The sequence below is a fragment of the Alteromonas sp. AWM4_230 genome (assembly GCF_056158305.1).
On the sequence record NZ_JBSWTB010000001.1, the window covers coordinates 332,420 to 357,257 of the forward strand.

The following is a 24,838-nucleotide window of genomic DNA, read 5'->3' on the forward strand; positions in this document are numbered from 1 at the left end:
TTATAAGGGAATTCCATGTTGGATCCGAAGAAACTCGAAGATTTAGCGAAACAAATTGCTGATGCCGTACCACCAGGCGTTAAAAACATGGCTGAAGAAGCAGAAGGCCGAGTGAAAACAGTATTGCAGTCGCAGCTGTCGAAACTTGATTTAGTGACTCGCGAAGAGTTCGATATTCAAAGCCAAGTGCTTATTCGCACTCGCGAAAAGTTAGACGCTATGGAAAGTCGCATAGCCGAGCTAGAAGCGAAACTAGCAGAAAAGTAGACTTTGGTACTTCTAGAAACCTGAAAGCGCCTTTATGGCGCTTTTTTGTTGAAACCGATGAGATAAAGAATGCTTTTCTGTCTTTGCAAAAGCACGGAACAAAAGAAACGTTACATCAAGATCTCTAGACCTTTCTGCTCAACAAGGCTCAGAAGCTTTAAAGAAGTACCTCGAGGCTTTTTGCTCCCCTGCTCCCACTGCTTGATTGTAGATGGCGTGATATTTAAATAGGCAGCAAAAACAGCTTGGCTTACTCTTGCTTTTTCACGTATTGCTTTTATCCGCTGTCCATCATATTGCTTGAGTTTGGGTAAACATAATGCATCAAACTTATGCATAGTCTGCTTATCCATTACTCCAGCTTCGCTCAAATCTTTTGCCGTACTATGTATTACATCTAAAATGCTTTCTTTCATGCTATCTCACCTCTTCAATACTGCCTGAATCAATAGCTTTCTTAAGCTTTTCCTCGCAGTAGTTCAGTAGCTCTTTAGCTAAGAGTTTTAAAGACTTCATCTCTTTAACACTAATGTTAGAGCGGGTGCTTTCGGAAAAACCGTAAATAAAAAAGGCTTTATTATCCACTTGAAAAGCTATGAGAGTTCTTAGACTTCCACTTTTGCCTTGCCCCAAAAGAGGTACTCACTTTTTATACACGTTTGCACCTAAATCGGCGTCAACTAATCCCTGTTGCATTTCTGCAATTGCTAATTTTAACAAGCTGTCTGATAAACCTTCCTTACTCGCCCACCTCTTGAATCACTTCAATTTATACATGCGTATAGATTCCATTCGACACCCAAAGTATAACACTTAGTAGCACAATTTGTGCACAGTTTTAAAAACACTTAGTGATTAAAGCGCGTGCCTGTATAAGCTAGTGAATACTTTAGACTGGCTATAAATTAGTTATAAGGGGACGTGGGTACAGGTTGAAGTTTGCTGTTGGTAAGTTTTACCTTACCTAACAAAAATGCAGCGCCGTACCAAGCGTAATGGCTAAACCAATGTAGTGGTTTTCAATAAACGCGGTGAAACAGCCTTCACGCTGTCGGCGTTTAATAAGTTGATATTGGCGCACGCATAGCAAAGCAGAAAACAGCACGGCTGCGTAGTAAGGCCATGTCGCATTGATTGTTACGCCTATACACCACAGAATTGCTAGCGCGCAGGCTTGCAACAACATCACAATTAGCACGTCGTTTTTACCAAACAATATGGCGGTAGATTTAACGCCTATTTGCAAATCGTCGTCGCGGTCTACCATGGCGTACATGGTGTCGTACGCTACTGTCCATAGTAAGTTAGCAATAAACAACCACCAAGCGTACGTGGGTACAGTTTCTAGCACGGCCATGAAAGCCATAGGTATCGCCCAGCCAAATGCCGCACCTAATACCACCTGCGGCAAGTGGGTATAACGCTTCATGAAGGGATAGCTTGCAGCAAGCAAAAGCGCTACGACAGATAACGCGATAGTTTGCCAGTTAAGAAACAGCACTAACACAAACGCAATAGCGATAAGTGCGCCAAATAACTGAAGCGCTTGTTTAGGCTTAACTTCACCAGTTGCCAACGGACGCTGGGTTGTGCGCTTTACGCGTCCGTCCACTTTTCTATCGGCATAGTCATTGATAACGCAGCCTGCTGAACGCATTACGACTACGCCAGCCACAAAGATAAGCGTAATGCCTAAAGACGGTAAACCTTGTGCCGCCATTAACAGTGCCCACAATGTAGGCCACAACAATAAATAAATACCTACGGGTTTATCTAGGCGCATAAGTCGCGCATATGCATTCCAATTGTGTTTCATAATTGTTGTTCGCTTTCCTTTTCGCTTGTCGCTGACTGACCGTAAGCCGGAGAATGTGGAAGAAAAACTTCTGCCACTATCATGCTGTAGTTATCTAACGTAAACAACGAGCGCCTTCCCCACAAGGTTTGATTACTATTGATGCCAAACTGGGAGGCTTGGGCAGTACACAATTGGAACTGTGAACGGGTGAACCGCGCGTCGTTAAATAAGCGTTTTCCCAGTGGCTCGCGACCTAAGTCAGAAAGCTCACTGTCTACAAATGCTTGGGGGATAATTGAGCGTGCAAACACCCAGGGTTGGTGATCGCCACATAATAGAATTTCACGGGCTTGATAGCTGGTGTTACCGTTATTGTGAAGTAACGACAGCTCGTTGTCGTGAGGTATTTGCGTGCTCTGCCCGATAAGCTCCAGCGAAAAATGATCGCTTAGTGATTGCACCCGCTCGGTCAACGACCCTGTGTCTAAAAGCCAATTTTTTAGCTGCGCATTAGGAATTGTGATGCCAGAAGGTGCTTGCCAGTCAACCGCCAAACCCACTGGAAAAGTGGCATTAAAACTCACACGAAAAGCCCGAATAATGAATCTGTTAGTATGATAACACGTCATGTGAGAATATTTTCACTTGGTTAAACTTTTGCAGTAGTGTGTTTGATTAGAGATTTGCTACACTACCAAGTGAATTTATTACTTTGGTGTTTCAGGCTCCACTATGTTTAAGTCACTCGTTTTACGTGTATTTGCGGTTAGTTTTTTTGTTTTTGGTTGCAATTCAGCATTGGCACAAGATAAAGCCAACTACGCTTATTTGGGCTTAGAGCCAGAAATTGTTACCAACTATATTAGCGACAGCGCACAGAAGCTGGGTTACGTTCGCGTGTCGGTAGAGTTGATGATTAACGATGTGAATCAACTGGAAATTGCTGAACACCATATGCCACTACTACGCGCTACCGCTATTGAGATTTTCGGACAGCAGCCCGCAGAAAAAGTAAAGTCGCTAACCGGTCGTGAAGATATTCGCCGCGCTATATTGAAAGCTCTTCAAGAGCATATGCAGCAAGAAACCGGTGGTGAAGTGATTAAGAACGTCATCTTTACTAAGTACTTATATCAGGGTGCTTAAGCAGAATAACTGCAGCCTAACCTAATGAAAAAGCGAGCTTCAATACTGAGCTCGCTTTTTTGTTTCTATAGTAGTTTACCGTTTTTTATTAGCGTGTAATACGCCAAATATCTAAGTAAGCGCGGCTAACTATTCCCTATCTTTTCGTTGTGATACCTGCACGTTCTAGCACTTATACAAACTAAGGCCTGCGCTGGACAATTGCTAACGCTTAGCAGAACCCAAGCTTAGTATGGCGGCAAGTAAACAGCCTGAAATAAGCCCTGCGGTATGTGCAGCATTTGCCATGCTCACCCACAGTATGTCGGCATAGCCAATGACCAACCAAACCAGCATAAAGCCTACAATAGAGTTTGGTAACGACAGCCCCCAACTAGGGCGCAGCCAGCCCAGCCACCACACAAAACCCATCACGGCATATACCACACCAGATAAGCCGCCAAATAAGAATAGGTTGCCTTGTACAGGGTCGCTAAATAGCGCCTGTGCGGCATTTGAAATTGTGGCTGATACTAAAAATACAATAAGCAGCATGCTGATACCTAAAGTACGTTCAATTTTGGCCCCCAGCATGCCCCACCACAGTAAATTAAATATGATATGAAGTGCCGAGAAATGAATGAACGCCGGGCCCAGCAGCCGCCACCACTCGTGATTTTGTGCCAAGACAGAAAACGGCTGCATCAATAAGTGCTGTGCAATGGGGGCAAATAACCCAAATAAAGACAATAGGTAAACTGCAGCACACAGCACAAATACCACAGAAGTAAACGGCGCTTTAACGGCATCAGAGATTATTTTGCTTAACGAAAAGCCGCTACCTGATGGGGCTAGCTGTACGTTCTTACCACTGTCCCATGCCGCTTGCTGATATTTAGGGTTGGTTGGATTTGCTATAAAGTCTTCTGCGATAACTTTTGCGCGGTCAACATGCTCATTGTTATCCAGCACAACCACAAACTCTTTTTCGTGCTGTACTACGTTGGCGTTGATATGCTGACTGGTTAAGTAGTTGGCAAGAAGGTGCGCTGGACTTTGCTGATTAAACGCAATTAAAGGATGACCCATAAGCTAGTTGTTACCCCAAAAGCAAAAAAGAGTGTGAAGCGATAAAGATGTGCAAGAGCGCGGAATCCTAGCTCTCGTCATTGACTCTTTATACTGAAATAGTGAAAGACCTGCAAAACATAAAATAAAGGTGCACATTGTGCACCTTTATAAAATCGCTATTCGGTTACTACCGGGTTCGCCTGTCGCCACGCTTCAAAGCCCCCGTCCATACTATAAACGGTCTCAAAGCCTTGCTGAGCAATCACTTGCGCAGCCTGCTGGCTGCTTACGCCGTGGTAACACACTACAACAACTGGAATATCTTTGGGTGTTTGGTCAATAAACGCCCCAAAGTTGTCGTTGTTAAGCGGTGCCGCATTGGGCATATGGCCATTAGCAAACGATTGAGGATCGCGAATATCCACAATAGTTACGTCGCCTTGGAAGTTAGCCACGTCGTTTACGCTAATGTGTGAGAATGTTGTCATTATTGCCAGTCCAAAATAACTTTACCTGAGTGTCCTGACCCCATGGTATCAAACCCTTTCTGAAAGTCATCAACGGAAAAGGTATGAGTGATGATGGGAGAAAGATCTAGGCCACTTTGTAGTAAGCTCGCCATTTTGTACCAGGTCTCGAACATTTCTCGGCCATAGATACCTTTTATGACCAGACCTTTAAAAATGACCTGGTTCCAGTCGACAGCAACGTCTTGCGGAGGAATACCCAGCATGGCCACTTTGCCGCCGTGATTCATCTTGTCGAGCATGTCTCTGAAGGCTACTGGCACACCAGACATCTCAAGGCCCACATCGAACCCCTCTGACATGCCCAGTTCGTCCATAACGTCTTGTAAGTTTTCTTTACTTACATCAACAGCACGGGTTGCACCCATTTTTTTAGCCAGTTCAAGACGGTAAGGATTAATGTCGGTAACAACAACGTGTCGCGCACCTACATGTTTTGCGACCGCCGCCGCCATAATACCTATAGGACCAGCACCTGTAATAAGCACATCTTCGCCTACCAAGTCGAAACTTAGCGCGGTGTGAACGGCATTACCAAACGGGTCGAAAATAGACGCGAGGTCGTCGCTGATATTGTCTGGAATTTTAAACGCGTTGAATGCGGGAATTACCAAGTACTCTGCGAAAGCACCAGGGCGGTTTACACCCACACCCTCAGTGTTACGGCACAAGTGTACGCGACCAGCGCGACAGTTGCGGCAGTGACCACAAGTAATATGACCTTCACCTGAAACACGGTCACCAACTTCGAAGCCTTTTACTTCTTGCCCCATACCCACTACTTCGCCAACGTATTCGTGACCAACCACCATAGGTACGGGAATCGTGTTCTGCGACCACTCATCCCAGTTGTAGATATGCATATCAGTACCGCAAATCGCGGTTTTGCGAATTTTAATCAGTAGGTCGTTGTGCCCTACTTCAGGCTTTGGCGTGTCTTGTAGCCAAATGCCTTTTTCCGCTTTTGCTTTTACCAGCGACTTCATGAAATCACTCCCATTTCACGGCCTACTTCGATAAACGCATCGATGGCTTTATCTACGTGTTCAAGGCTGTGACCTGCTGACATTTGCGTACGAATTCGGGCTTGCCCTTTTGGTACAACAGGGTAAGAGAAGCCAATAACGTAAATGCCTTTTTCTAGCAGTTTATCAGCCATTTCACTGGCTAAGCGGGCATCGCCAAGCATTACCGGAATAATAGCGTGATCTTTACCAGCAAGGGTAAAACCCGCGTCTTCCATGCGCTTACGGAAGTGGTTGGCATTTCGCCATAGATTAGCGCGTAATTCATCGCCTTCTTTCATCATTTCAAACACTTTTAATGATGCTGAAACAATAGGTGGCGCGACTGAGTTAGAAAATAGGTAAGGACGTGAGCGCTGACGTAGCCATTCAACCACTTCTTTTTTGCCTGACGTGTAACCGCCTGACGCGCCGCCAAGGGCTTTGCCTAAAGTACCTGTAATGATATCTACACGACCCATTACACCGCAGTATTCATGGCTACCTTTACCATTTTCGCCTAAGAAACCCGTTGCGTGGCAGTCATCAACCATTACCATGGCACCGTATTTGTCGGCCAGGTCGCAGATTGAAGCAAGGTCGGCAATAACGCCGTCCATGGAAAATACGCCATCGGTAGCAATGATTTTAAAGCGCGCGCCGTCGGCATCAGCTTGCTTTAATTGCTCTTCTAGCGCTGCCATGTCGTTATTGGCATAGCGGTAACGTTTGGCTTTACACAAGCGCACGCCGTCAATGATACTCGCATGGTTTAATGCATCAGAAATAATGGCATCTTCTGGTCCAAGAAGGGTTTCAAACAGTCCGCCATTGGCATCAAAACAAGACGGATAAAGAATGGTATCTTCTGTACCTAAAAAGTCGCTGATAGAGGCTTCTAGTTGCTTGTGAATGTCTTGCGTTCCGCAAATGAATCGCACAGATGCTACGCCGAAGCCATGACTATCTAAGCCTTCTTTCGCCGCTTCGATTAAGCTTTCATTATTTGCTAGGCCAAGGTAGTTGTTAGCACAAAAATTAATAACGTGCTCGCCACCAGCAACGCCAATATCCGCTTGTTGTTGGGACGTGATTACACGCTCTTTTTTGTACAAACCATCTTCTTTCGTGGCTTCAATTTGCGATTGCAAATGAGAAATAAATGCCGCAGACATGCCATTCTCCAAGTGTGGGTATATGAAAACCGCTAGTGTAATGAAAGCGCATGAAAGGGTACACACCCTTGCGCTGTATTTAATGGGTTTGTCGACTAAGTTTGTAAATTATTCAGCACACTCACAAAAAATGCTTAAATCACGCTAATTTGTTTTAAGTGCTAGGGCCTGTTGACCTTTGTTGTACATTTTTGCAGCGGTCTGTGTGCCATCTAGACAAGGCGAATGTTTGACGGTTTAGTGGTTCTAAATCGAGAACATTCAACGCAGTATAGATGGCACAAAGGCGCTGCCCGTAGGGGTCGTTATGGAAGCCTTTTACTCTTTGTCACAGTCCTTTAACTTAGCCCGCTAGGCTTGCAGGACTGTTTCGCGATTAAAAGGCTTCCATTTAGACCAAAATTCGTACACCAAAGGTCAACAGGCCCTAGGCAAAGTCTTTCCAAAAACCGTTTTCTACTTTGTCCCTTAATGTGTCCCAAAGGTTTACTTCAGGTATAGGACGGCTAATAAGATAGCCCTGGCCCTGATGGCAGTCGAAATGGCAAAGCAACTCGTATTGCTCATTGGTTTCAATGCCTTCAGCTACCACCTGCATGCCCATGTTACGCACCATGGATATGGTGGAATACACGATGTTTCTGTCATCTGCACTACTGGCGATGTTGGCAACGAAAGAGCGATCTATTTTTATAAAGTCGGCTGGTAATGATTTTAAGTAACTTAAAGATGAATAGCCGGTTCCAAAGTCATCAATCGCTAACATGCACCCCATGTCACGTATAGTTTGCATTATCCCCGTAGCCCGTTTGATATCAGAGACCAACACGGTTTCAGTTAGCTCTAAGCAAACTTGATCGGGAGCGATATCGTTTTTAATAATTTGGTGCTGTAAAAACTCTGGCAAACTGGGGTCGAGGAACTGCCCGGCCGATAAGTTAATTGCCACTTTGATGTCTGGGTAGCCGCTGGTTTTGAGCTCGTTAACTAAGTGAGTGGAACGCGTAATCACCCAGTAATCTAGCTCGAGCATAAATGACGTGTTTTCTAGTAGAGGAATAAAGTCGCCTGGCGATATATGCCCTTTTTTAGGATGATACCAGCGTAACAGTGCTTCAAAGCCCATGAGCTTACCGCTGTGCATGTCTATTTGGGGTTGCAAGGCAAGGCTAAACTGATTGCCTCTTAGCGCTTCGCGGGCTTCAGACTCCAATTCAACCTTTTGCATTACCTTAAGGTTCATAGTGGCGTCATATACCCTAAACTCAGCACCTTTTTTCGCCTTAGCTTCGTACATCGCTATATCGGCATGGCGCAGCAGCTCTACCGGCGTAGCGCGGGAATGATTAGTAATGGCAATGCCAATGCTGATTGAAACATAAAAAGTAACGCCATCAACAATAATGGGCTCTTGAAACTCGTCGATAATTTTTTGCGCGACCGTGTCGACATGTTTTTTGCTCTCTATATTCGACAGTAAGATAACAAACTCATCGCCCCCAAACCGCGATGCAATATCAGACTCCCGAATAGGACGGGAAATTCTCATTGCCGCAGCTTTAAGCAGCTTGTCGCCGACATCGTGCCCATGGCTATCGTTAACTTTTTTAAAGTCATCTAAATCCATAAACATGAGCGCTACTAGCCTGTCATCTCGAATTGAGCTGGCCAGTTGTTTTTCAATTTGAAAGGTCAACATGTTGCGGTTGGGTAGGCCTGTCAGCACGTCGAACATGGCCATTTTTTCTAACTTAGCGGTGTTAATTGCCATTTGTCCGTCAAAGCTTTCTAGCTGGCGCGCTAAATCGTTCGCCGCTTCCTCAACTACGTCGAGTTCGTCGGTTAGCTTAAATACCGGCTGCTTTCGACGCTTAGCTGCGACCGTATAGAATTCGCTAAACTTATGCTCAGCCAACATCGGCAGACGCTCGCTTATGTCTAAAAGCCGTGTGCGATATTGATTTAAGAAAAGATAGAGCAACGAAGAAAAAAGAAGAAATAATGCGATAGCGCTTGAAATAACCACGTACTGATATTGCTCGTTCTGACGTATCATTGCTGAGACATCTTGAACGATAAGCAAATAAGGATGATCGCCTGCCGCATGGTCAAAAGGCAAAAGGCTAACCAGAAGCTGCTGGTTTTCTAACTCTACGTTTACCCCTTTTATTACGAGGTCGTCAACACGCCAGTTTTCAGGCAATGCCTTAATAAGCGAATTTAAAAATTGTTTGTTCGCAGCGGAAACCTGACTTGCTACCTTTAACGCAAGTTTTCCAACCTGTGATTCATCTACCTGAACAACCGCGACTTTATATACATCGGTGGCGCGGCTAAATAAATACAGTAACTCTCGCATGGAAGTCGACACGACAATAACCGGCACTTTTTCGCTTGATGCCATTATAGGTATAGAAATGTAGTGCGTGCATACGCTCTCGCAAACCAGTAACGAACGACTTTCAAATGAGGCCCGGGTAGAATCTACAAGCCGCTTGATGGTGCTGTTAACGGGGTAAGTAGGCTTTCCAACAACGCCGTTTTCATCGAATAAGTAAAGGGTTTCTACCTGAAAATTGAGCGTTAGGTATTCGCTTAGGTCATCTAGCGTATTATGTAAATTATCAAGGTTATTAGAATACGCGCCATTTTTACGGCTTATGATATCAATGAGGGTGATCATACGGCTATGGAGTATGTCTTCGAATAGCTGAACCCTACGCTGGTTGCTAATTTGGCTTTCCCGCTGCTGCATCACAACCTGTGCTTCAGACTCTTGAATTAGCACGGTGGATATAACGATAGTAACGGTTAAAACCATTGCCAGTAAAATAGCGATGGTTTTCGTGGTAAAAGATACCTGAACCTTCATCTTTTACCCTTAAAACCAATACATCAATTGTATTGACCACATTTCCCAATGCTTATCGGCGTGGGATGCCACATCACGGTTTAATAAGCTGACTACACGCGTTGCACCTTCAACCCAGTGATATTCGCCCTGTAATCGCCATTTGGGCGCGATATCCCAGCGTAACCCCACCGTATAAGTATCTTGGTAGCCAAAGTAAGCAGGGATAAGCCCTCCAGTACTTGCCTCTAGTTTTTTACCGTCACTGTCGGAGGTATCGTTGATATAAGTATCGTAGCCAATAAGACCGCTGATTTCGTTGTTAAACAAATATCTAAATTGAACGAAACCACCTTCACCGGTGCGTTTTTCGGCAAAGTCAGGGGAAAATAACCCTTGGCTGTCTTGTTTTTCACGAAGTATCTCTGCAGTGACTTCCCACTTCTCAGCAAAATATTGGGCGGACAGCATAAAGCGCTCAACATTAGCTCCACCAGACAAACGGTTATCGTCTTGTGATGGTGTGTACCTGAAGTCGGAATTAAGCCAACTCGCGCCTACCTTCCACGTCATTGATGAGGGCTGCAAAAATACGCTAGCTTGATGCACGAAATCTTGTTTGATTTTGCCCTCAGCTGCATCGCCTAAGAGAAAATCGCGCTGAGAGTCATTAATGTTCGAGCGGCCATAGCTCCAGTTAAGCTCCCACGTAAATTCTTTACCATAGCGAGAGAAACTGGTTAGTATTCCGTTACTGCCCAAAGCAACATCGCGGAATCCGTCAAAATATACCGACTGAGGCAGTACTGACGTATATCGCGTTTGAGGGACATCTCTGGTTGATGAATAAAGCCAGTGGATGTTTTTAAAGCGTCCTGCGTGAATTTGGCCCTGCCACCCGCCAGGTAAGTCAGGTAATTTCCAGTCAACAAATAAATAATCGAGGCGAGCACCTTGCTCGAAGCGATTCCCACCCTCTAGATAGTTTATTTGACCTGCAATGGATATATTTTCAGCAAGCTGATAATAACCGTTTAAACCGATTTCGGTGAGTTCACCCGTCACGTTATTGTCATCAGTTATAAAGCTACTGTCTTTCGACTGGGTTAAGCCCTGTGAAACATAACCATGCCATGTAAAGTCTGATTGTGCGCTAATGACATCCGAGCTAAATAGCCCAAGCACTAAAGCGATGTATATTTTCATTTTAAATCTACCTCAACGCGTCTCAGCTTGACGATATCGGTCCGCTCAACATAACCGATAGAACCTACCGTGTTTTCCAATGCATCCACTAGCGCTTGATAAGAGGTTACTCTGATAGGGGTGATACCTTGGCCAGAATAGGTAATTTGATCCCAAAGACGAGACAGCTGATAAGGGAACATTTGAAGAATATCGCGGCAAAATTGACGGTGTAGCTCGTCGCTGTCTTGCAGTACGAAAACGGTAATTTTAGTGCCATTTTCCCAATACTGGCGCTGCCCTGTAAAGATCTGACGAAGTTCGGAGCGACTAAGTTCTTCAACCATTACACTTTCGTTCACCATGACGTTAAGTTCCGATGCATTTACTTTAGGCAAGCACATGAATAGCACTGCTAGTGTTAGCAGTACTTTTCTAAATGCAGCAAAAGAATGAATCTCGGACAGCCATCGCAAAGCGGGCTTTTTCATTAAGTAACGACTCCCTGTTCAACAGAAGTACACAGCACAACGCTAAGTGTAGATAATAGTTGGTAGTTTTACCTTACGATAAAAAAAATTAAACGAGGAACGGCGCAACTTTTTGTTTAACCATGTCTACGGTAATTTTTTCCATTAACTGGCTCCCTTTGGCTCGCGTTCCCCACGGTAAGGCGCTCCAAGGTTTCCCTTTTTGCTCTTCTATGCATTCATCATAAACCGACACCAACCTTTCAAGATTGTTGTAAGGCCCTGTTCTACGTGGATTAGAATGAGCGTATAGCCCAATAACAGGCGTGCCCACGGTAGTTGCCATGTGAGCAGGCCCAGTATCTGGTGCAATAACTAGGTGAGCATGCTTTAGTAACATAAGCAGCTGATGCAATGTTGTTTGCCCAGTAAAGTCTTTAAGCGGATATTTCACACTCGCTTTAATTGCATCAGCAGTTTTGCGGTCTAAATCTCCTGGACCTCCGCATAATATCACGGTGACACCGGCCTCTTGGATATAGTCAGCAATACTTGCGTATCGTTGCGGCAACCAATTTCTTTCAGCCTTACTTGCCGCTGGTGAAATAACGACATATTTACCCAAGGTTTTAGCTTGTTCTTCTCCCCACTTTTCATCTTCTGATGCAACAGGAATACTCCAAGAAACAGCTTTTGGCTCAGGTACGCCCAATGCATCGGCAAAATCCATAAAACCTTTAAGCACATGAGCGTGCTTTGTGGCAGCCACCCTTTTATTGGCAAACAACCAGTGCAGCTCCTTACTTCGCGCCCAGTCAAAACCTATGCGCTGTTTTGCTTTAATCGCTCGCGAAGCTAAGTTTGCCCGTAATGCCACCTGCATCATTAATAAAGCATCAAAGGTTTCACCGGCCACTTCCGCTTTTAGCGACTCTACTGCAGCTTTCCCTTTTGATTTATCAAAAATAATGAACCGTACGTTTGGCATCAGCTTCACAAGCTGATACTCCACTTTCCCTATTACCCACGTAATTTCAGCATCGTTCCACTGTGATTGAATTCGAGTAACCATAGCAACGGCATGACACACATCCCCAATGGCCGATAAGCGCATTAAACAAATCTTTTTTCCCACAGAAGCTCTCTCGTTGCTGAAAAACCAAAATAAATCATTAGAATATGAAATTTACCATAAGTTGTGGGCAACATGGCGACAATGCGACGAGACATAGGTGCTGGGCACCACTTTATTTTCGACAATACCTTAGTCAGTCAGCCTAATACAGAAATGTTTAGCCCTGAGTTTTGGCAGCTACAAAACAAGATAACAGGTCAAGCCAAGGGGCGTGGTACTACTATCTTCATTGAGCATGAAGGTCAACACTGGGTTTTACGGCACTTTATGCGTGGCGGACTGGTAGGCAAGGTACTCAGTGACCAATACTTTTTTAATGGCATTGAACGTTCTAGACCTTTCGAAGAATTCGCATTGCTCGAATACATGCGAGGTGAAGGTCTTTTGGTACCTATTCCTGTCGCTGCTCGTATCCACCGCAGAGGGTTAATTTATCGGGGCGATATTATCACCCTTAACATTCCTAATAGCCAAGACCTGCACCACGTTTTGTGCCAGCAGCCACTATCAAAAAACGAGTGGCAAGAAGTGGGGCGAGCGTTGGCTCGAATGCACAATTGCCAGGTTTATCATCACGATGCGAATGTTCGAAATATTATGATTGATAGCGATAAGCAAATTTGGCTAATCGACTTTGACCGCTGCTCGAAACGTAAAGGGGATAGCTGGAAACAAAGTAACCTAGATCGTCTATTGCGCTCTCTACATAAAGAGCAAGCCAAAAACCCGATATTTCACTGGAAAGAAGACGATTGGACGGCATGCTTAGATGGCTATAACGAATTGGTGAAGCGTTAAAAACCGCAAATAATAAACATAATTGCAGCAGTACTTAGCATTACTCGTTAATGTGGTACAGTAGCCCCGTTGAACCTATAAACCCTATACGACAATAAGATTCAGTTTATGCACACTAGAGCACTTTACCCAGGTACTTTCGACCCAATTACAAACGGTCATGCAGACCTTATTGAGCGAGCATCTCAGCTATTCTCTCACGTTATCGTGGCCATTGCTTCTAATCCCAGTAAAAAGCCGCTTTTTACATTAGAGGAACGGGTAGAAATGATAAAGAAAGTTACCGCCGATCTGCCTAATGTTGAAGTAGTAGGGTTTACTGGTTTACTAGCGGACTTTGCGGATGAACAAAACGCGACGATTTTGATCCGTGGTTTACGCGCGGTATCTGATTTCGAATACGAATTCCAGCTGGCCAATATGAATCGACGCCTAAACCCGAAGCTTGAAAGCGTATTTCTAACTCCAGCTGAAGAAAACTCATTTATTTCTTCTACTCTAGTGAAAGAAGTTGCCTTGCATCGCGGGGCCGTAAGTGGTTTTTGCCACCCCGTAGTAGAGCAAGCATTAAGAGACAGGCTAGGTAAAAAGAGCTAGGTAAACCGGCGTTTTACTGTAGAGCTGCTTTACACTATTGAGCAGCTTTAAGCTATCTTTCTAGCTGTAAACCTTTCTATCTATGACTCTTTTTTAGCTATTAGCGCTGGCAGCGAGTACAGAAAAAGGTGTTTCGCTGTCCTATTACCTTGCTTTCAATGGCTTTACCACACACTTCGCAAGGCTCACCTTTTCTTCCATACACATTTAAATGCTGTGCAAAGTAGCCTGGCTTACCATCTGTTTGTGCAAAGTCTTTGAGCGTAGTGCCGCCCTGCTCGATAGCTTTAGCGAGCACTTGTTTTATTGTTGCAGTAAGTGACTTGTAACGAGCGGCACTAATATTACCCGCGGCTCTTCTCGGGTCGATGCCCGCTAGAAACAAGGCTTCGTTTGCATAGATATTGCCTACACCGACAACGATAGCGTTATCCATTATGAAGTTCTTTACCGGACCTTTGCGGTTGCGCGATAAGCTGAATAAACGTTTATCGTCAAAGTCGTCTGTAAGAGGTTCAGGGCCCAAGTTGTCGAACATTGATTGTTGTGTATTGGGCGCCTGAAATAAAACCGCCCCAAAGCGTCTAGGGTCGTTTAAACGCAAACACTTACCAGTATTTAAAACAATATCCACGTGGTCGTGTTTCACAACGGGTGTACTTGCGTCAATAACCCGCAGTTTACCTGACATACCTAGATGTAAAACCAGTGTACCTGTGGCAGTTTCAATTAGCAGATATTTCGCCCTACGCTTTACCGCTATTACCTTTTGTCCTTCAACCAGTGAGACTTCCTCTGGTATGGGCCAGCGCATTCTACGTTCTCTTACCACTACTTGAGTAATGGTATTGCCGATTAGATGAGGTGATACGCCCAAACGGCTTACTTCAACTTCTGGTAATTCAGGCATTTATAGTGTCCAAGGTAATAATTTATCAAGGTCGGTATTGGTTAATGTGTACCAGTTATTTTCGAATTTGATCACTACCGGTGATGTATTAGGATAAATAGCGTAAACCTTGCCGTCGCTATTACCCGCCAGCCACACCACTACAATAAGCGGCTGTGTATTCAAAACCGATTCAGGCACTTCAGTCGCTGGATTCAACATTGCCCGTTGCCAATGTGAAAACTGCTCATCAGGCTTTACAGCGAGGCTGGTGTTAAGACCTTTTTGACGCCATTGTTGCCCGACACGTTCCAGGCTATTGTTATCATGCTCTATCTTTAGCACGTAAGCATCTTCAGGTAACAAACTAAGTGTTTGTATCGTATTTTTCTTCGGTAGCAAACTGTCTAAGTTAAACAGTGCAATCATAATGAGCATCGCAACGATAACCACATTGTTCATTGCCCGCTGAGAAATTCTTGCCACGCCTTGTTCCTGTAAAGTGGTCGACTATAAATACCGGAATATAGTAATACCTCACTCTCTTATAAGCTAACTCAATATTTTTAGATGGCTTTGAAAATGTATGGGCGTTTGTTTACATAAACCATAGTGCTGCTTAGCGTTTGGTGCCTAGCTTTATGTGTCTTGAACTTTTAGAAGCAAACTTTTTTCAGGCTGATGGCAACGTCTGATCTGATATAGACAAGGCCATTATTGGCCTATGAATTATTTGGGATCATTTGTGCGCTACGTTGCGATCTCGCTGAGATCTGAGAGTTATACGAGCAATTGCAAAGGATATTAAAGCAAAAAACCCAGCAAAGGCTGGGTTTTCGTGGAGACAAAAGCAAGCTAATTACTTGATTTTGGCCTCTTTGAACATAACGTGCTTACGCACAACGGGATCATACTTTTTGATCTCCATTTTGCCAGGCATGTTACGCTTGTTTTTATCAGTGGTGTAGAAGAAACCTGTACCTGCTGAAGAAACTAGTTTAATTTTATCACGCATTGTCGGCTTCCTTAGATTTTCTCACCACGGGCACGGATGTCAGTTAGTACTGAATCGATACCTTTCTTATCGATGATACGCATGCCTTTAGCAGACAAACGTAGTTTTACAAAACGGCTTTCGCTCTCAACCCAAAAACGGTGTGTTTGAAGGTTTGGTAAAAAGCGACGACGAGTCGCATTTCGTGCGTGTGAACGGTTATTACCAACCGTTGGACGCTTACCTGTTACTTGGCATACTCTTGACATTGTATTTGTCTCCAGAACAACGATAACTGTCGCGTCAGTTAATCCCAAGCGCTCAAACAGTGGTTGGGTCAAATGACGTATTACTATAAATTAGAGGGCGCATTTTATACAGCAAAGGCAGGATCATTTCAATAAGAAAGTACAAAAAGGTTACTTTTACGTACTATTTTTGCACAAAATACCACCAGCACTCATTTTTCACGGCCTGTATTGTACTTTTCTCTTCGCAGTTACGCTACGAATAAATACCTAATCTACACTTTAATTTCTTAGCTGAATTAAAATATCTACGGGCAAAAAAAACGCCACATTCACGTGGCGTTTTTCTATTTAGTCAAAAAAAGGCGACCTAACTTCAGTTAAATCTATCAATCTTGAAGGTCGGCGTAACATTTGCCCACCGTCACGAGAGATTGGTACCCAAGGGAATAATCCTCGCCCTTTCGACGGCTCTAGCAAGAACAAATCGGTAGGAATGGAAATATAGAAGCCTTTAGTAAAACTGCCCTCTCCATATTCTTCTGACGATACATCAGTGAAGGCAGCGTAAGCACCTACTGTAATGCCGCTATCAAAGCGTTTGGCGTAATCAATATTTACACCTTTATCTTTCGCTAAGAATTGACCTGCACTAACCGTAATTTGCGTATCATCTAGGAATTCAGGCTGCCAATAGACACTTGCATGGCCGGTTATCGTATCGTAATCCTCTAAGCCTGTTTGGCTGAAAGGATCACGCTGCTTAACGTAGTTGATATCGATGCCGTAGGCGACATTACTATCGACAGGGCGATAAAGAATTTCACCACCTACACCAGCAAACATGGTTTCAAGATAACCTGCGTATGCTTGAGCATAAAGGTCGTCAGCGATATCGTCTTTGTAATGTAAAAACGCGGTATCTAACCATACATCATTTTCAGACACATATTCACGTACCCGGGTACGCACGCGAGGTAAAGACACGTCTTCACCATCTACGAGGTAATTAAACTTGTCGAAGTTATCAAGAAGCGTCACTCGTGCACTACTCACCACCGAGAAGTTTTCATTAAACGCATAGCCACCGTTGAGTAATAGCCCAGTTTGATAAAGGTAGAAGTCTTCTGGGTTACCAAATGACTGGGTGAAAAAGAAGTCAGCACTGTAGAAGAAACCAGAGGTATTTTCAGGGTGGTATGCTTCTTTTATTTCTTCAGAAGGCGATGTTCTCACGTAAGTTTCCGTTATATCGGCATCGACCGATTCGTATCGCGCTGCTGAGATAAAGGCTTCGGCGTCTATTTGAGTATCGACCAGTGGAAGGCCACCGCGATTATCTACCATATGATAGGTTTTAACGCTATCTGGAAGCTCTGAAGCCGCAACACGACCTACCCGCTCGATAGCTTCATCTTGGTCGCGGTATTTGACCTGCGTTCCGTAGAAGGTCGCGCTATCTTCTTTAATTTCAGCATCGGATAAGAGGAAACCACCTGAGTTATAAAGATCGTTATAAAGACGTGATTTATTTACATCTTTAATATTGGATGGCGCATTTCTTCCCATTAAGTTTCGCGGCGCATCGTCAAATTTGATCTGTGATGCTGTGTTCATGTTGAAGCGATATGTCACGCCAAAACCAATGGTATTTCCACGTTGGTAATTTAACGAGAAATCAAAGTCTTTGTAGCGATATACCGCGCCTACATTCCAGCGAGAATCTTGCTCTAACTGACCGGCTCTGTCACGTGAGTAATCGTTCCCTTCAAACTCTAGCTTTAGCGTTAAAGGTTCCCACGGCGTTTGGTACTCTACGCCACCAAAGAAGGCAGTAGTACCTTTAAAAAATTGATCGTAATCGACCTTACCACCACGGCCTGAGAACCCGCCAGGGCGTTCACAAAAGCTGTCTCTAACCTCACAAAATGGGTTAGTGATATCGTCAGCTGTTCCTAAATATCCCCAGCCTAAGCCTAAATGGAAATCAAACGGCCCCACCGATTTACTGGCGTTTACGTATTCGCTTTCAAAGAAGCCTGTGCCACCGAAGTCTCTAAAACCAACGCTAATATCTGGTAGGTAATAACTTTCTTTCCATAGCCTGAATTTAACGTCTAGGCCCTTATCTTTTAAGGTTTGGTCGCCACTGAATGATTCAACTTGGCTATATAAACGTGTACGTACGTCGGTATAGCGAGCGGTCGCTTCCATCCAATCATAAAGCTGGATATTAACTGACCAAAAACGATATTCGCCGTTATCGGTGTAGTTGATGGCCATTCCGCCTTCGTCTCGCATACGCGCGGTTGGCGTTTGGATTAGGCCATTACCGCCTTGCACCATTTGAGAAGGCGTAACGCGAAGTTGAGTATCGGCAAGCGTGGCAGAAGACAATGCGCTGCCAATTACCAGCGCGAGTGTTTTTTTCTTAGATACTTTTTTCTGAAATATTGGCGCACTCATTGAGGTAAGACCCTATGTACAGCTAACGCGGCAACCCGCTCATTTAATTGCTTAAGTTTATTGCTGAAAAGCTCTGAAGAAATAGGCACGTAAACCTGGCTACCCGGCATAAGCTGAGCAAAATCTAAATTCCAGTAAGCAATACCCTTCTCTTCTATATTGCCCATGGGATCAATAACGTAAACAACGCTTCTGTCGGCGTCTACCGCCTTTTTAACCGTATGAGCCGCCGTGTAAATTGAGGTATCGCTTTGATGTTGATAAGCGCCTGGCTTTATTACCGCGCCCGAGAAATGCACTACGTTAGGGCGCCCATTCAAACGGATCCAATATTTACCCGGCTGGAACATAGGGTTGTCTTCGAAGAACAACCTAGCTCGATTGTAAGAAATAGGCATATCGATACGTGTAGACACCGTCCATGAAGATACTTGATCAAAGAGGTTTCGTAGCGCTTTGTGAGTGTCTGAGTCTTTATCAAAGCTAGCCAGCAGTTCCCTTATTTGCGACAGCGCAATCTCTTTTTCTCTTTCAGCTGTTGGGTTGGTTAAATCAAATGCAGAAGCTGTAGGCCAATACCAATCGCCATTATCAGCCACTATAGACAACACACTTGATAACCTGATTGGTCGGTCGAACTGATAAGTTTGCTTGTTCACCATAACGCTTACAAGACCGTCATTGGCATATAAACTAGTAGATGTAATAAGACCCAAGGCAATAAAAAGCGTAGAAATAAACTTCATTATTGCGTTACTCCTTGTTTGTTCATCTCACGGACTACACGGCTTAGATAAACCATGTCGTACACGTCTCCCTTAGGGCTGAACTGTTGCTTTGTGGCCATCAGTTCTTTCGTATGTTTGTGCAAGAAGTAGGTATTTTCCCACGACAGACCCACGTCGATAAACGGGGTATATTCTGAAAAGTCTACGGTTTCTACGACTTTAATAAGGGGCACAGTAAAGCCTAGGTATTCGTGGGTTTCCTCGCCCACAATTCGCCATGAAGAGTCTACTGGAACACCATAGCCAATTGCGTCGATGTCCACTTTACGCTTCCAGCTAAAAGGCAAAACATCGTTGGTGGCTAACGGATTATGCTGCAAATTTCCTGTATAAAAGAGGTCGTTATCTAAACCTTCAGTTTTTACAATTATGCCGTGATGCATGGTGAAAATAACTTTATCACCTGATACCCACTTATATTTATCGCCATCAATATAGGCTAACGCAAGAGACGCAGTATCCCGCTCCCCTGCTTTAATTTGCATAATATCTGATTTACTCGCCGCAATTTCATCGACGGTGTAAGTCACTGTGCGGTCTTTTAAAGCTAGTTTTAGTGTATTGTAATAGGCAACGGTTGTTGTAGAACAACCCGATAGAGACAGGCAAAGAAAGCCAATAATGGCTGATAGAATGTGTAGTTTCATTAAGGTACGCCGACAAAAACTAAGGACAATTAAATTTTGCTGTAAAAATAAAAAAAGCCGCTAAAAAAAGCGGCTTTTTCGAATACTCTTAAATTTACTGTACGGTCGGCGCGTAAGTAAATGTAACAGGCACAGTAATTGTTTGAGTTACAGTACCAGAAGTAGTTACGGTAACAGTGTTAGTTGTACCAACACATACGCCGTCTACTAGTGGATCGTCACCTTCACAAGTTGGGTCAGTTGGAGTAGTGCCACCATTTCCTGGCGCGTCTGCAGAGTTGTTGTTTGCAACACCAGCAATGATACCAGCAGCAACAACACCAGTAGCGATCATGCCACCACTTACGCCACCGATACCTGAAGTTCCACCTTCGTTATCTTGTGCGTTAACACCAGCTACCATAGTAGCAGCTGCAAACAATGCAATAATTGACTTCTTCATAACAGTCCTTTAAAAAAATTACCCACTAGGTCCTATGCTAAATCATTTTCAACCATTTGACTAGATTATAATCGACGAATGACTTAGGAATCTTATGTTAGCAAGCCACGCTGCGCAAATGAAATGGTTTCTTTATCTCCAACCACAAAATGATCAAGTACAGGCACGTCGATCGATGCCATGGCATTTTTGATCTCGGCTGTTAGCCGAATGTCTGCATGACTTGGTTCTGCTACGCCTGAAGGGTGATTATGGACCAAAATGATCGCCGCCGCATTGTCGATCATAACCTGCTTGATCAATTCTCGCGGATACACTGCAGCGCTATTGATCGTTCCGTTAAACATGGTACGAAAGGCGATAAGTTGATGTTGGCTATCAAGCATCAAAAGCGCAAATTTTTCCCTTTCGCAGTCTCTTAATTTGGCCTGTAAGTAACGCTTAGTGTCATCTACGTTGTTAAATACATCTTGGCGTTTAAGTTTTATTTCTAAATTGCGCTTAAAGATTTCAAACCCTGCTTGGAACTGGGCATACTTACACGGCCCAATACCTGACACTTTTGAATAGCTCTCTTTCGTTGCGGTTACCACTCCTCGCAAACATCCGAGTTCGTTTAACAATTCATGCGCTACAGATAAGGCGCTCTTTCCTTTAACCCCCTTGCCCAGCAACACAGCGAGCAACTCAGCATCACTTAAGCTTTCTGCACCTTGCTGTAGTAGCTTTTCTCTTGGCCTTTCACTTATCGGCCATACTTTTATCGACATGTACTTGGTCCGTTAACTCAATAAAACAGTGGTTATAGTTGAATTGAAAGAGATTAACGACTGTATAAAAGGCGGGTTTCTTCTTTTGAAGTTGAACAGATAAAAGACAAACAGTATCTAAACGCCAAGATCGACTTTTGTTCAGCTATCCGATTTTTTGTCACCATGGTAGGCTAATATTAATATTTAGATTTCGTGTTCTTTTATGTCTATTGCTAATAAAAACATTTTGCTGGGCGTGACGGGTGGTATTGCCGCTTATAAAGCCCCAGATTTAGTGCGAAAGCTCACCGCATTCGGTGCAAACGTACGTGTTGTTGTCACCGACTCTGCCGCAGAGTTTGTGAGCACTTTATCGCTTCAAGCTGTGTCAGGAAATCCGGTGCATCAGCACCTTCTAGACCCAGCTGCTGAAGCCGCGATGGGACATATTGAATTAGCAAAATGGGCCGACATCCTACTTATTGCGCCAGCCACAGCAAACACTATCGCTAAACTTGCTCATGGCATGGCAGACGATTTACTAACCACGCTTTATTTGGCCACAACCGCTACGCTTTTTGTTGCCCCAGCAATGAACCAGCAAATGTGGAAAGCGTCGGCGACACAGCGCAATATTGCTACACTTCAAGAAGACGGTGTAACTTTTATTGGCCCAGCAAGTGGTGAGCAAGCTTGTGGTGATGTAGGCTCAGGCCGCATGGTTGAACCTGTAGATATCGCCAATGTATTAAATGAAAATGAAGATAAGACTTCAGAGTTGGCATTAGCATTAACAAACCTAGCGGGAAAACATATCACGATTACCGCAGGGCCAACCAGAGAGCCGTTAGACCCGGTACGCTATATCTCTAATCACAGCTCTGGAAAGATGGGGTTTGCTATTGCGCAAGCGGCGGCTCAAGCGGGCGCGAACGTAACGCTAGTTGCAGGGCCAGTAACGCTTTCTACGCCTACCCTTTGTAACCGTATCGATGTCACCACCGCAGATGAAATGCTTAAGGCCTGCGAAGAACTTGTGCCTTCAACAGATATTTTTATTAGCACTGCAGCGGTTGCCGACTATAAGGCATGCTCAGTGGCGGACAATAAAATAAAGAAAACAGGTGATGAGTTAACACTTACTTTTGTTAAAAACCCTGATATTCTAGCAACTGTATCTAACAGACAAGACCGCCCATTTTGCGTAGGCTTCGCAGCTGAAAGCCAAAATGTGGAAGATTATGCCCGCGGTAAGCTTACTAAAAAGAAGCTAGATATGATTGCGGCAAATGATATAACGGCTGAAGGTCTGGGGTTTAATAGCGATAAAAACGCGCTGCATGTAATATGGCAAGACGGTGATAAGCAATTGCCTGCCACCAGCAAAAATGCGTTAGCCGAGCAGCTGCTAGCGCTTATTGCAGAACGTTTTGCTTTCAACAATAAAAACTAACAGATACTTATTAAGTGTCGATAATAAAAACGATAAATATAAACGCTTTGGCGTAAGCCAACTTAACATGGAGCCCGGGTTGCTATAACTCGGTAGCGGAGGAACCACTTTCGTCATGCCTGCTGTCAAAAAAACAAATCGCAGAGCCCAAATTCTGCAAGCACTTGCTGGAATGTTAGAAACCAGCCCAGGTCAACGTATCACTACTGCTAAGTTAGCGGAAAAAGTCGGGGTGTCTGAAGCGGCACTGTATCGTCATTTTCCCAGTAAAGCGCGAATGTTTGAAGGGCTTATTGAATTTATTGAAGAAACGCTTTTTACGCGTATCAACAAAATAGTTAATGAAGAAAAAGACTCGCTCACGCGCTGTCAGCTAATTCTTCACCTTATTTTAGGCTTTGCCGAGAAGAACCCAGGCATTACCCGTATTTTAAACGGCGATGCGTTAATGGGTGAGCAAGACCGACTACGTGCGCGTATAGCCAAGCTTTTTGAACGTTTAGAAACCCAGCTTAAACAAGTGCTAAGAGAGCGCAAGCTGCGTGAAGGGAAAACCCTTTCCGCCGATGAAGCGATCATCGCCAATATGATGATTTGCTATACCGATGGACGTATCAACGGCTTTATTCGCAGCGGCTTTACCCGTAAGCCTACCGAGCAATTCAATGAACAATGGGCCGCGTTTAAACAAATGTTTGTGTAAGTAAAACAAGAACTATTCATATGGAAGGCGCATGTGAGCGCCTTTTTCTTATTTCATGCTAGAAAAATTTATATTCAGACTATGTCATTGTAGTTGTCACAGACTCACAATTCACAGAATTTGCAATGAAACTCGAAAAAGCATCTTGTTTCAATAACCTTTTTGTCAGTGCTTCTACATGTTGACTATCAATATTACTCCACGTTGTCGGAATAATATAATGGTTATACATAAAGTTTAAATAACCGCACTTTGCTTCAGTATCAACCTCAATAAACTCAATATTCTTCACTACTTGTAGCAATTCGGCTTCGTTTCGAACCAGCTTTGTTACGCCTTCAATGCCATAGCACGCTTTACCTAAAACCACTACCGGCTTATCTAACAATAGTGACTCAACACCTACTGTAGAGTTCACTGTCACCACTGCTAATGAACGTTCTATTAACTCTTGGGTATCGCAATGATTAGCAAACAAAATCCGTTCGTGTTTGTTGTGTAAGGTGTCATGCCTTACTAATTCTGATGGATGCTCTTTGATAACTATGTGAAGCGTAGGATCGTCAACTTTATCGATAACATTGAGCAAATGTTGATAAAACTGCGCCATACTTCGAATCCAAGGTGAATTGGAAATAATTTGGCTATCAGTTTCTACTTGAAATGGCACAAATATGTAACGTTCTGGTAATTCTCTTGCTTTTACCCCGCATGCTTTTTCGCACACTGGTTTACGCGGCACTAGTTCACAAGGTAATGCTCTGTTGTCATAAAACTGTTTATAAAAATCTTTGTTAAGAGGCAGTGAGTTTTCGCAGTTAACGCCTGACCAATCACATGTTGTCGAATTCGGGAATAGCCCATTTTCAAAATATACGACATCTTTCTTCAGAGCTTTTGCAGCAGCGGCAATAGAAGAACTAGGTTGCTTTTGTCCGTTCCAGACGCCTACTACATCCGCTCCTTCTTTTTCGATAAGCGCTGAACTTTTAGCAATATTTAATTTAGTAAACCAGCGGCTTACTTTTTCATAAAATGGCCATATAAAAGAATTATAGAGTTTTTTATGTTTCTTCGCTTTTTTTAATAAATGTGGGTTAACTAAAGCGTCAATATCAACAGTTTTTGCAAGAGCCCAGTGTCGAGCGCTAATTGGCGGAAACCAGTTATTAGAAATACTGGCTACAGAAATATTTAGCGAAGTTAGCTCAGCATATTTCTGAAAGTACCGTATGTGAGAACTGCCTCTAGCAATTAGCGTATACTTTTTCTGTTGCTTTACCACTGTAAGTCTCTCCTGCGTTCTAACTTGATGAACTCTCCGGTTCTGCGCTTTTATCGGAACTCATGTTATTAGTAATAACATAGACTCCATAGCATATATTAAAAGTTTTGCCCTGCCTCTATTATTGTAGACATAATTTCTTTCTTATTAATTAAAGGTTATGTAAAG

The 24,838-nt window shown here is 43.8% G+C and carries 27 protein-coding genes and 1 pseudogene; 6 read left to right on the forward strand and 22 right to left on the reverse strand.

The window, feature by feature from the left end; all coding sequences use genetic code 11:
• Positions 1-15 precede the first annotated feature (15 nt).
• On the forward strand, positions 16-267 hold the full coding sequence (gene ubiK, locus ACXACS_RS01370) for a ubiquinone biosynthesis accessory factor UbiK (protein ID WP_012516595.1): 252 nt from the start codon (positions 16-18) through the stop codon (positions 265-267).
• Between the two features lie 110 nt (positions 268-377).
• Here ubiK and ACXACS_RS01375 read toward each other — a convergent pair whose 3' ends face one another.
• From ACXACS_RS01375 to ACXACS_RS01390, 4 genes and pseudogenes are all read right to left on the reverse strand, one after another.
• The gene (locus ACXACS_RS01375; protein ID WP_474803164.1) at positions 378-683 is read right to left on the reverse strand and encodes a helix-turn-helix domain-containing protein; all 306 of its coding nucleotides are present in this window, start codon (positions 681-683) and stop codon (positions 378-380) included.
• A 1-nt stretch (position 684) separates the two neighbouring features.
• Positions 685-1,014, reverse strand: a pseudogene (locus tag ACXACS_RS01380) (type II toxin-antitoxin system RelE/ParE family toxin); the annotation flags it as partial.
• A 217-nt stretch (positions 1,015-1,231) separates the two neighbouring features.
• Positions 1,232-2,083 carry a 4-hydroxybenzoate octaprenyltransferase gene (gene ubiA / locus ACXACS_RS01385; RefSeq protein WP_474803167.1) on the reverse strand — a complete coding sequence of 284 codons (852 nt, stop codon included), beginning with the start codon at positions 2,081-2,083 and terminating at the stop codon, positions 1,232-1,234.
• Positions 2,080-2,649, reverse strand: coding sequence for a chorismate--pyruvate lyase family protein (locus ACXACS_RS01390; protein ID WP_474803170.1), 570 nt, complete (start codon positions 2,647-2,649; stop codon positions 2,080-2,082). The genes ubiA and ACXACS_RS01390 overlap by 4 nt, the downstream gene beginning before the upstream one ends.
• 148 nt (positions 2,650-2,797) lie before the next feature.
• On the opposite strand from ACXACS_RS01390, the gene ACXACS_RS01395 reads away from it, so the two are divergent.
• On the forward strand, positions 2,798-3,211 hold the full coding sequence (locus ACXACS_RS01395) for a flagellar basal body-associated protein FliL (RefSeq protein ID WP_474803173.1): 414 nt from the start codon (positions 2,798-2,800) through the stop codon (positions 3,209-3,211).
• A gap of 204 nt (positions 3,212-3,415) precedes the next feature.
• Here ACXACS_RS01395 and glpG read toward each other — a convergent pair whose 3' ends face one another.
• The 8 genes from glpG to ACXACS_RS01435 form a co-directional block, all read right to left on the reverse strand.
• Positions 3,416-4,279 (reverse strand): rhomboid family intramembrane serine protease GlpG, encoded by an 864-nt coding sequence (glpG, locus tag ACXACS_RS01400; RefSeq protein ID WP_474803176.1) that lies wholly within the window; start codon positions 4,277-4,279, stop codon positions 3,416-3,418.
• A 158-nt stretch (positions 4,280-4,437) separates the two neighbouring features.
• Positions 4,438-4,749, reverse strand: coding sequence for a thiosulfate sulfurtransferase GlpE (gene glpE / locus ACXACS_RS01405; protein ID WP_118490912.1), 312 nt, complete (start codon positions 4,747-4,749; stop codon positions 4,438-4,440).
• Positions 4,749-5,774: an L-threonine 3-dehydrogenase gene (tdh, locus tag ACXACS_RS01410; RefSeq protein WP_474803179.1), complete on the reverse strand. Its 1,026-nt coding sequence runs from the start codon at positions 5,772-5,774 to the stop codon at positions 4,749-4,751. Before tdh ends, glpE begins: the two co-directional genes overlap by 1 nt.
• Positions 5,771-6,967, reverse strand: a complete 1,197-nt coding sequence (locus ACXACS_RS01415) for a glycine C-acetyltransferase (protein WP_474803182.1) — start codon at positions 6,965-6,967, stop codon at positions 5,771-5,773. Before ACXACS_RS01415 ends, tdh begins: the two co-directional genes overlap by 4 nt.
• A gap of 427 nt (positions 6,968-7,394) precedes the next feature.
• Positions 7,395-9,839 (reverse strand): bifunctional diguanylate cyclase/phosphodiesterase, encoded by a 2,445-nt coding sequence (locus tag ACXACS_RS01420; protein ID WP_474803185.1) that lies wholly within the window; start codon positions 9,837-9,839, stop codon positions 7,395-7,397.
• A 9-nt stretch (positions 9,840-9,848) separates the two neighbouring features.
• Positions 9,849-11,024, reverse strand: a complete 1,176-nt coding sequence (locus ACXACS_RS01425) for a hypothetical protein (RefSeq protein WP_474803188.1) — start codon at positions 11,022-11,024, stop codon at positions 9,849-9,851.
• On the reverse strand, positions 11,021-11,494 hold the full coding sequence (locus ACXACS_RS01430; protein WP_474803191.1) for a hypothetical protein: 474 nt from the start codon (positions 11,492-11,494) through the stop codon (positions 11,021-11,023). Before ACXACS_RS01430 ends, ACXACS_RS01425 begins: the two co-directional genes overlap by 4 nt.
• Positions 11,495-11,582: 88 nt before the next feature.
• Positions 11,583-12,608, reverse strand: a complete 1,026-nt coding sequence (locus ACXACS_RS01435) for a glycosyltransferase family 9 protein (RefSeq protein ID WP_474803194.1) — start codon at positions 12,606-12,608, stop codon at positions 11,583-11,585.
• Between the two features lie 72 nt (positions 12,609-12,680).
• On the opposite strand from ACXACS_RS01435, the gene ACXACS_RS01440 reads away from it, so the two are divergent.
• The gene (locus ACXACS_RS01440; RefSeq protein ID WP_474803196.1) at positions 12,681-13,406 is read left to right on the forward strand and encodes a 3-deoxy-D-manno-octulosonic acid kinase; all 726 of its coding nucleotides are present in this window, start codon (positions 12,681-12,683) and stop codon (positions 13,404-13,406) included.
• 108 nt (positions 13,407-13,514) lie between these two features.
• A complete protein-coding gene (gene coaD, locus ACXACS_RS01445) occupies positions 13,515-14,003 on the forward strand; it encodes a pantetheine-phosphate adenylyltransferase (RefSeq protein ID WP_179981907.1) in 489 nt (162 codons plus the stop codon).
• A 100-nt stretch (positions 14,004-14,103) separates the two neighbouring features.
• On the opposite strand, the gene mutM is transcribed toward coaD, so the two are convergent.
• The 9 genes from mutM to radC all read right to left on the reverse strand — a co-directional run bounded on the left by mutM (position 14,104) and on the right by radC (position 21,247).
• Positions 14,104-14,913 carry a bifunctional DNA-formamidopyrimidine glycosylase/DNA-(apurinic or apyrimidinic site) lyase gene (gene mutM / locus ACXACS_RS01450; RefSeq protein WP_474803198.1) on the reverse strand — a complete coding sequence of 270 codons (810 nt, stop codon included), beginning with the start codon at positions 14,911-14,913 and terminating at the stop codon, positions 14,104-14,106.
• Positions 14,914-15,378, reverse strand: a complete 465-nt coding sequence (locus ACXACS_RS01455) for a hypothetical protein (protein ID WP_474803200.1) — start codon at positions 15,376-15,378, stop codon at positions 14,914-14,916.
• Positions 15,379-15,751: 373 nt separating this feature from the next.
• Positions 15,752-15,907: a 50S ribosomal protein L33 gene (gene rpmG, locus ACXACS_RS01460; RefSeq protein WP_012516577.1), complete on the reverse strand. Its 156-nt coding sequence runs from the start codon at positions 15,905-15,907 to the stop codon at positions 15,752-15,754.
• An 11-nt stretch (positions 15,908-15,918) separates the two neighbouring features.
• Complete coding sequence (gene rpmB / locus ACXACS_RS01465) at positions 15,919-16,155, reverse strand: 50S ribosomal protein L28 (RefSeq protein ID WP_012516576.1); 237 nt, start codon at positions 16,153-16,155, stop codon at positions 15,919-15,921.
• Positions 16,156-16,485: 330 nt separating this feature from the next.
• Positions 16,486-18,600, reverse strand: coding sequence for a YjbH domain-containing protein (locus ACXACS_RS01470; protein ID WP_474803203.1), 2,115 nt, complete (start codon positions 18,598-18,600; stop codon positions 16,486-16,488).
• Positions 18,597-19,346 (reverse strand): capsule biosynthesis GfcC family protein, encoded by a 750-nt coding sequence (locus ACXACS_RS01475; protein WP_474803205.1) that lies wholly within the window; start codon positions 19,344-19,346, stop codon positions 18,597-18,599. Before ACXACS_RS01475 ends, ACXACS_RS01470 begins: the two co-directional genes overlap by 4 nt.
• Positions 19,346-20,035: a YjbF family lipoprotein gene (locus ACXACS_RS01480; RefSeq protein ID WP_474803207.1), complete on the reverse strand. Its 690-nt coding sequence runs from the start codon at positions 20,033-20,035 to the stop codon at positions 19,346-19,348. The genes ACXACS_RS01475 and ACXACS_RS01480 overlap by 1 nt, the downstream gene beginning before the upstream one ends.
• A gap of 94 nt (positions 20,036-20,129) precedes the next feature.
• Positions 20,130-20,477, reverse strand: a complete 348-nt coding sequence (locus ACXACS_RS01485) for a hypothetical protein (protein WP_474803209.1) — start codon at positions 20,475-20,477, stop codon at positions 20,130-20,132.
• Between the two features lie 92 nt (positions 20,478-20,569).
• Entirely contained in the window at positions 20,570-21,247 is a 678-nt protein-coding gene (gene radC, locus ACXACS_RS01490; protein WP_474803212.1) for a RadC family protein, read from the reverse strand.
• Positions 21,248-21,452: 205 nt separating this feature from the next.
• Here radC and coaBC point away from each other — a divergent pair, with 205 nt between their 5' ends.
• Together coaBC and slmA are read left to right on the forward strand one after the other, a co-directional pair.
• The gene (gene coaBC, locus ACXACS_RS01495; protein ID WP_474803215.1) at positions 21,453-22,682 is read left to right on the forward strand and encodes a bifunctional phosphopantothenoylcysteine decarboxylase/phosphopantothenate--cysteine ligase CoaBC; all 1,230 of its coding nucleotides are present in this window, start codon (positions 21,453-21,455) and stop codon (positions 22,680-22,682) included.
• A 115-nt stretch (positions 22,683-22,797) separates the two neighbouring features.
• On the forward strand, positions 22,798-23,385 hold the full coding sequence (gene slmA / locus ACXACS_RS01500; RefSeq protein WP_012516568.1) for a nucleoid occlusion factor SlmA: 588 nt from the start codon (positions 22,798-22,800) through the stop codon (positions 23,383-23,385).
• 79 nt (positions 23,386-23,464) lie between these two features.
• Here slmA and ACXACS_RS01505 read toward each other — a convergent pair whose 3' ends face one another.
• Positions 23,465-24,670, reverse strand: a complete 1,206-nt coding sequence (locus ACXACS_RS01505) for a capsular polysaccharide export protein, LipB/KpsS family (RefSeq protein ID WP_474803218.1) — start codon at positions 24,668-24,670, stop codon at positions 23,465-23,467.
• Positions 24,671-24,838 lie beyond the last annotated feature (168 nt).

Coding starts and splice junctions, on each gene's coding strand:
- ubiK (WP_012516595.1), top strand. CDS start 16: ATGTTGGATCCGAAGAAACTCGAAGATTTAGCGAAACAAATTGCTGAT.
- ACXACS_RS01375 (WP_474803164.1), bottom strand. CDS start 683: ATGAAAGAAAGCATTTTAGATGTAATACATAGTACGGCAAAAGATTTG.
- ubiA (WP_474803167.1), bottom strand. CDS start 2,083: ATGAAACACAATTGGAATGCATATGCGCGACTTATGCGCCTAGATAAA.
- ACXACS_RS01395 (WP_474803173.1), top strand. CDS start 2,798: ATGTTTAAGTCACTCGTTTTACGTGTATTTGCGGTTAGTTTTTTTGTT.
- glpG (WP_474803176.1), bottom strand. CDS start 4,279: ATGGGTCATCCTTTAATTGCGTTTAATCAGCAAAGTCCAGCGCACCTT.
- glpE (WP_118490912.1), bottom strand. CDS start 4,749: ATGACAACATTCTCACACATTAGCGTAAACGACGTGGCTAACTTCCAA.
- tdh (WP_474803179.1), bottom strand. CDS start 5,774: ATGAAGTCGCTGGTAAAAGCAAAAGCGGAAAAAGGCATTTGGCTACAA.
- ACXACS_RS01415 (WP_474803182.1), bottom strand. CDS start 6,967: ATGTCTGCGGCATTTATTTCTCATTTGCAATCGCAAATTGAAGCCACG.
- ACXACS_RS01420 (WP_474803185.1), bottom strand. CDS start 9,839: ATGAAGGTTCAGGTATCTTTTACCACGAAAACCATCGCTATTTTACTG.
- ACXACS_RS01425 (WP_474803188.1), bottom strand. CDS start 11,024: ATGAAAATATACATCGCTTTAGTGCTTGGGCTATTTAGCTCGGATGTC.
- ACXACS_RS01430 (WP_474803191.1), bottom strand. CDS start 11,494: ATGAAAAAGCCCGCTTTGCGATGGCTGTCCGAGATTCATTCTTTTGCT.
- ACXACS_RS01440 (WP_474803196.1), top strand. CDS start 12,681: ATGGCGACAATGCGACGAGACATAGGTGCTGGGCACCACTTTATTTTC.
- coaD (WP_179981907.1), top strand. CDS start 13,515: ATGCACACTAGAGCACTTTACCCAGGTACTTTCGACCCAATTACAAAC.
- mutM (WP_474803198.1), bottom strand. CDS start 14,913: ATGCCTGAATTACCAGAAGTTGAAGTAAGCCGTTTGGGCGTATCACCT.
- rpmG (WP_012516577.1), bottom strand. CDS start 15,907: ATGCGTGATAAAATTAAACTAGTTTCTTCAGCAGGTACAGGTTTCTTC.
- rpmB (WP_012516576.1), bottom strand. CDS start 16,155: ATGTCAAGAGTATGCCAAGTAACAGGTAAGCGTCCAACGGTTGGTAAT.
- ACXACS_RS01470 (WP_474803203.1), bottom strand. CDS start 18,600: ATGAGTGCGCCAATATTTCAGAAAAAAGTATCTAAGAAAAAAACACTC.
- ACXACS_RS01475 (WP_474803205.1), bottom strand. CDS start 19,346: ATGAAGTTTATTTCTACGCTTTTTATTGCCTTGGGTCTTATTACATCT.
- ACXACS_RS01480 (WP_474803207.1), bottom strand. CDS start 20,035: ATGAAACTACACATTCTATCAGCCATTATTGGCTTTCTTTGCCTGTCT.
- ACXACS_RS01485 (WP_474803209.1), bottom strand. CDS start 20,477: ATGAAGAAGTCAATTATTGCATTGTTTGCAGCTGCTACTATGGTAGCT.
- radC (WP_474803212.1), bottom strand. CDS start 21,247: ATGTCGATAAAAGTATGGCCGATAAGTGAAAGGCCAAGAGAAAAGCTA.
- coaBC (WP_474803215.1), top strand. CDS start 21,453: ATGTCTATTGCTAATAAAAACATTTTGCTGGGCGTGACGGGTGGTATT.
- slmA (WP_012516568.1), top strand. CDS start 22,798: ATGCCTGCTGTCAAAAAAACAAATCGCAGAGCCCAAATTCTGCAAGCA.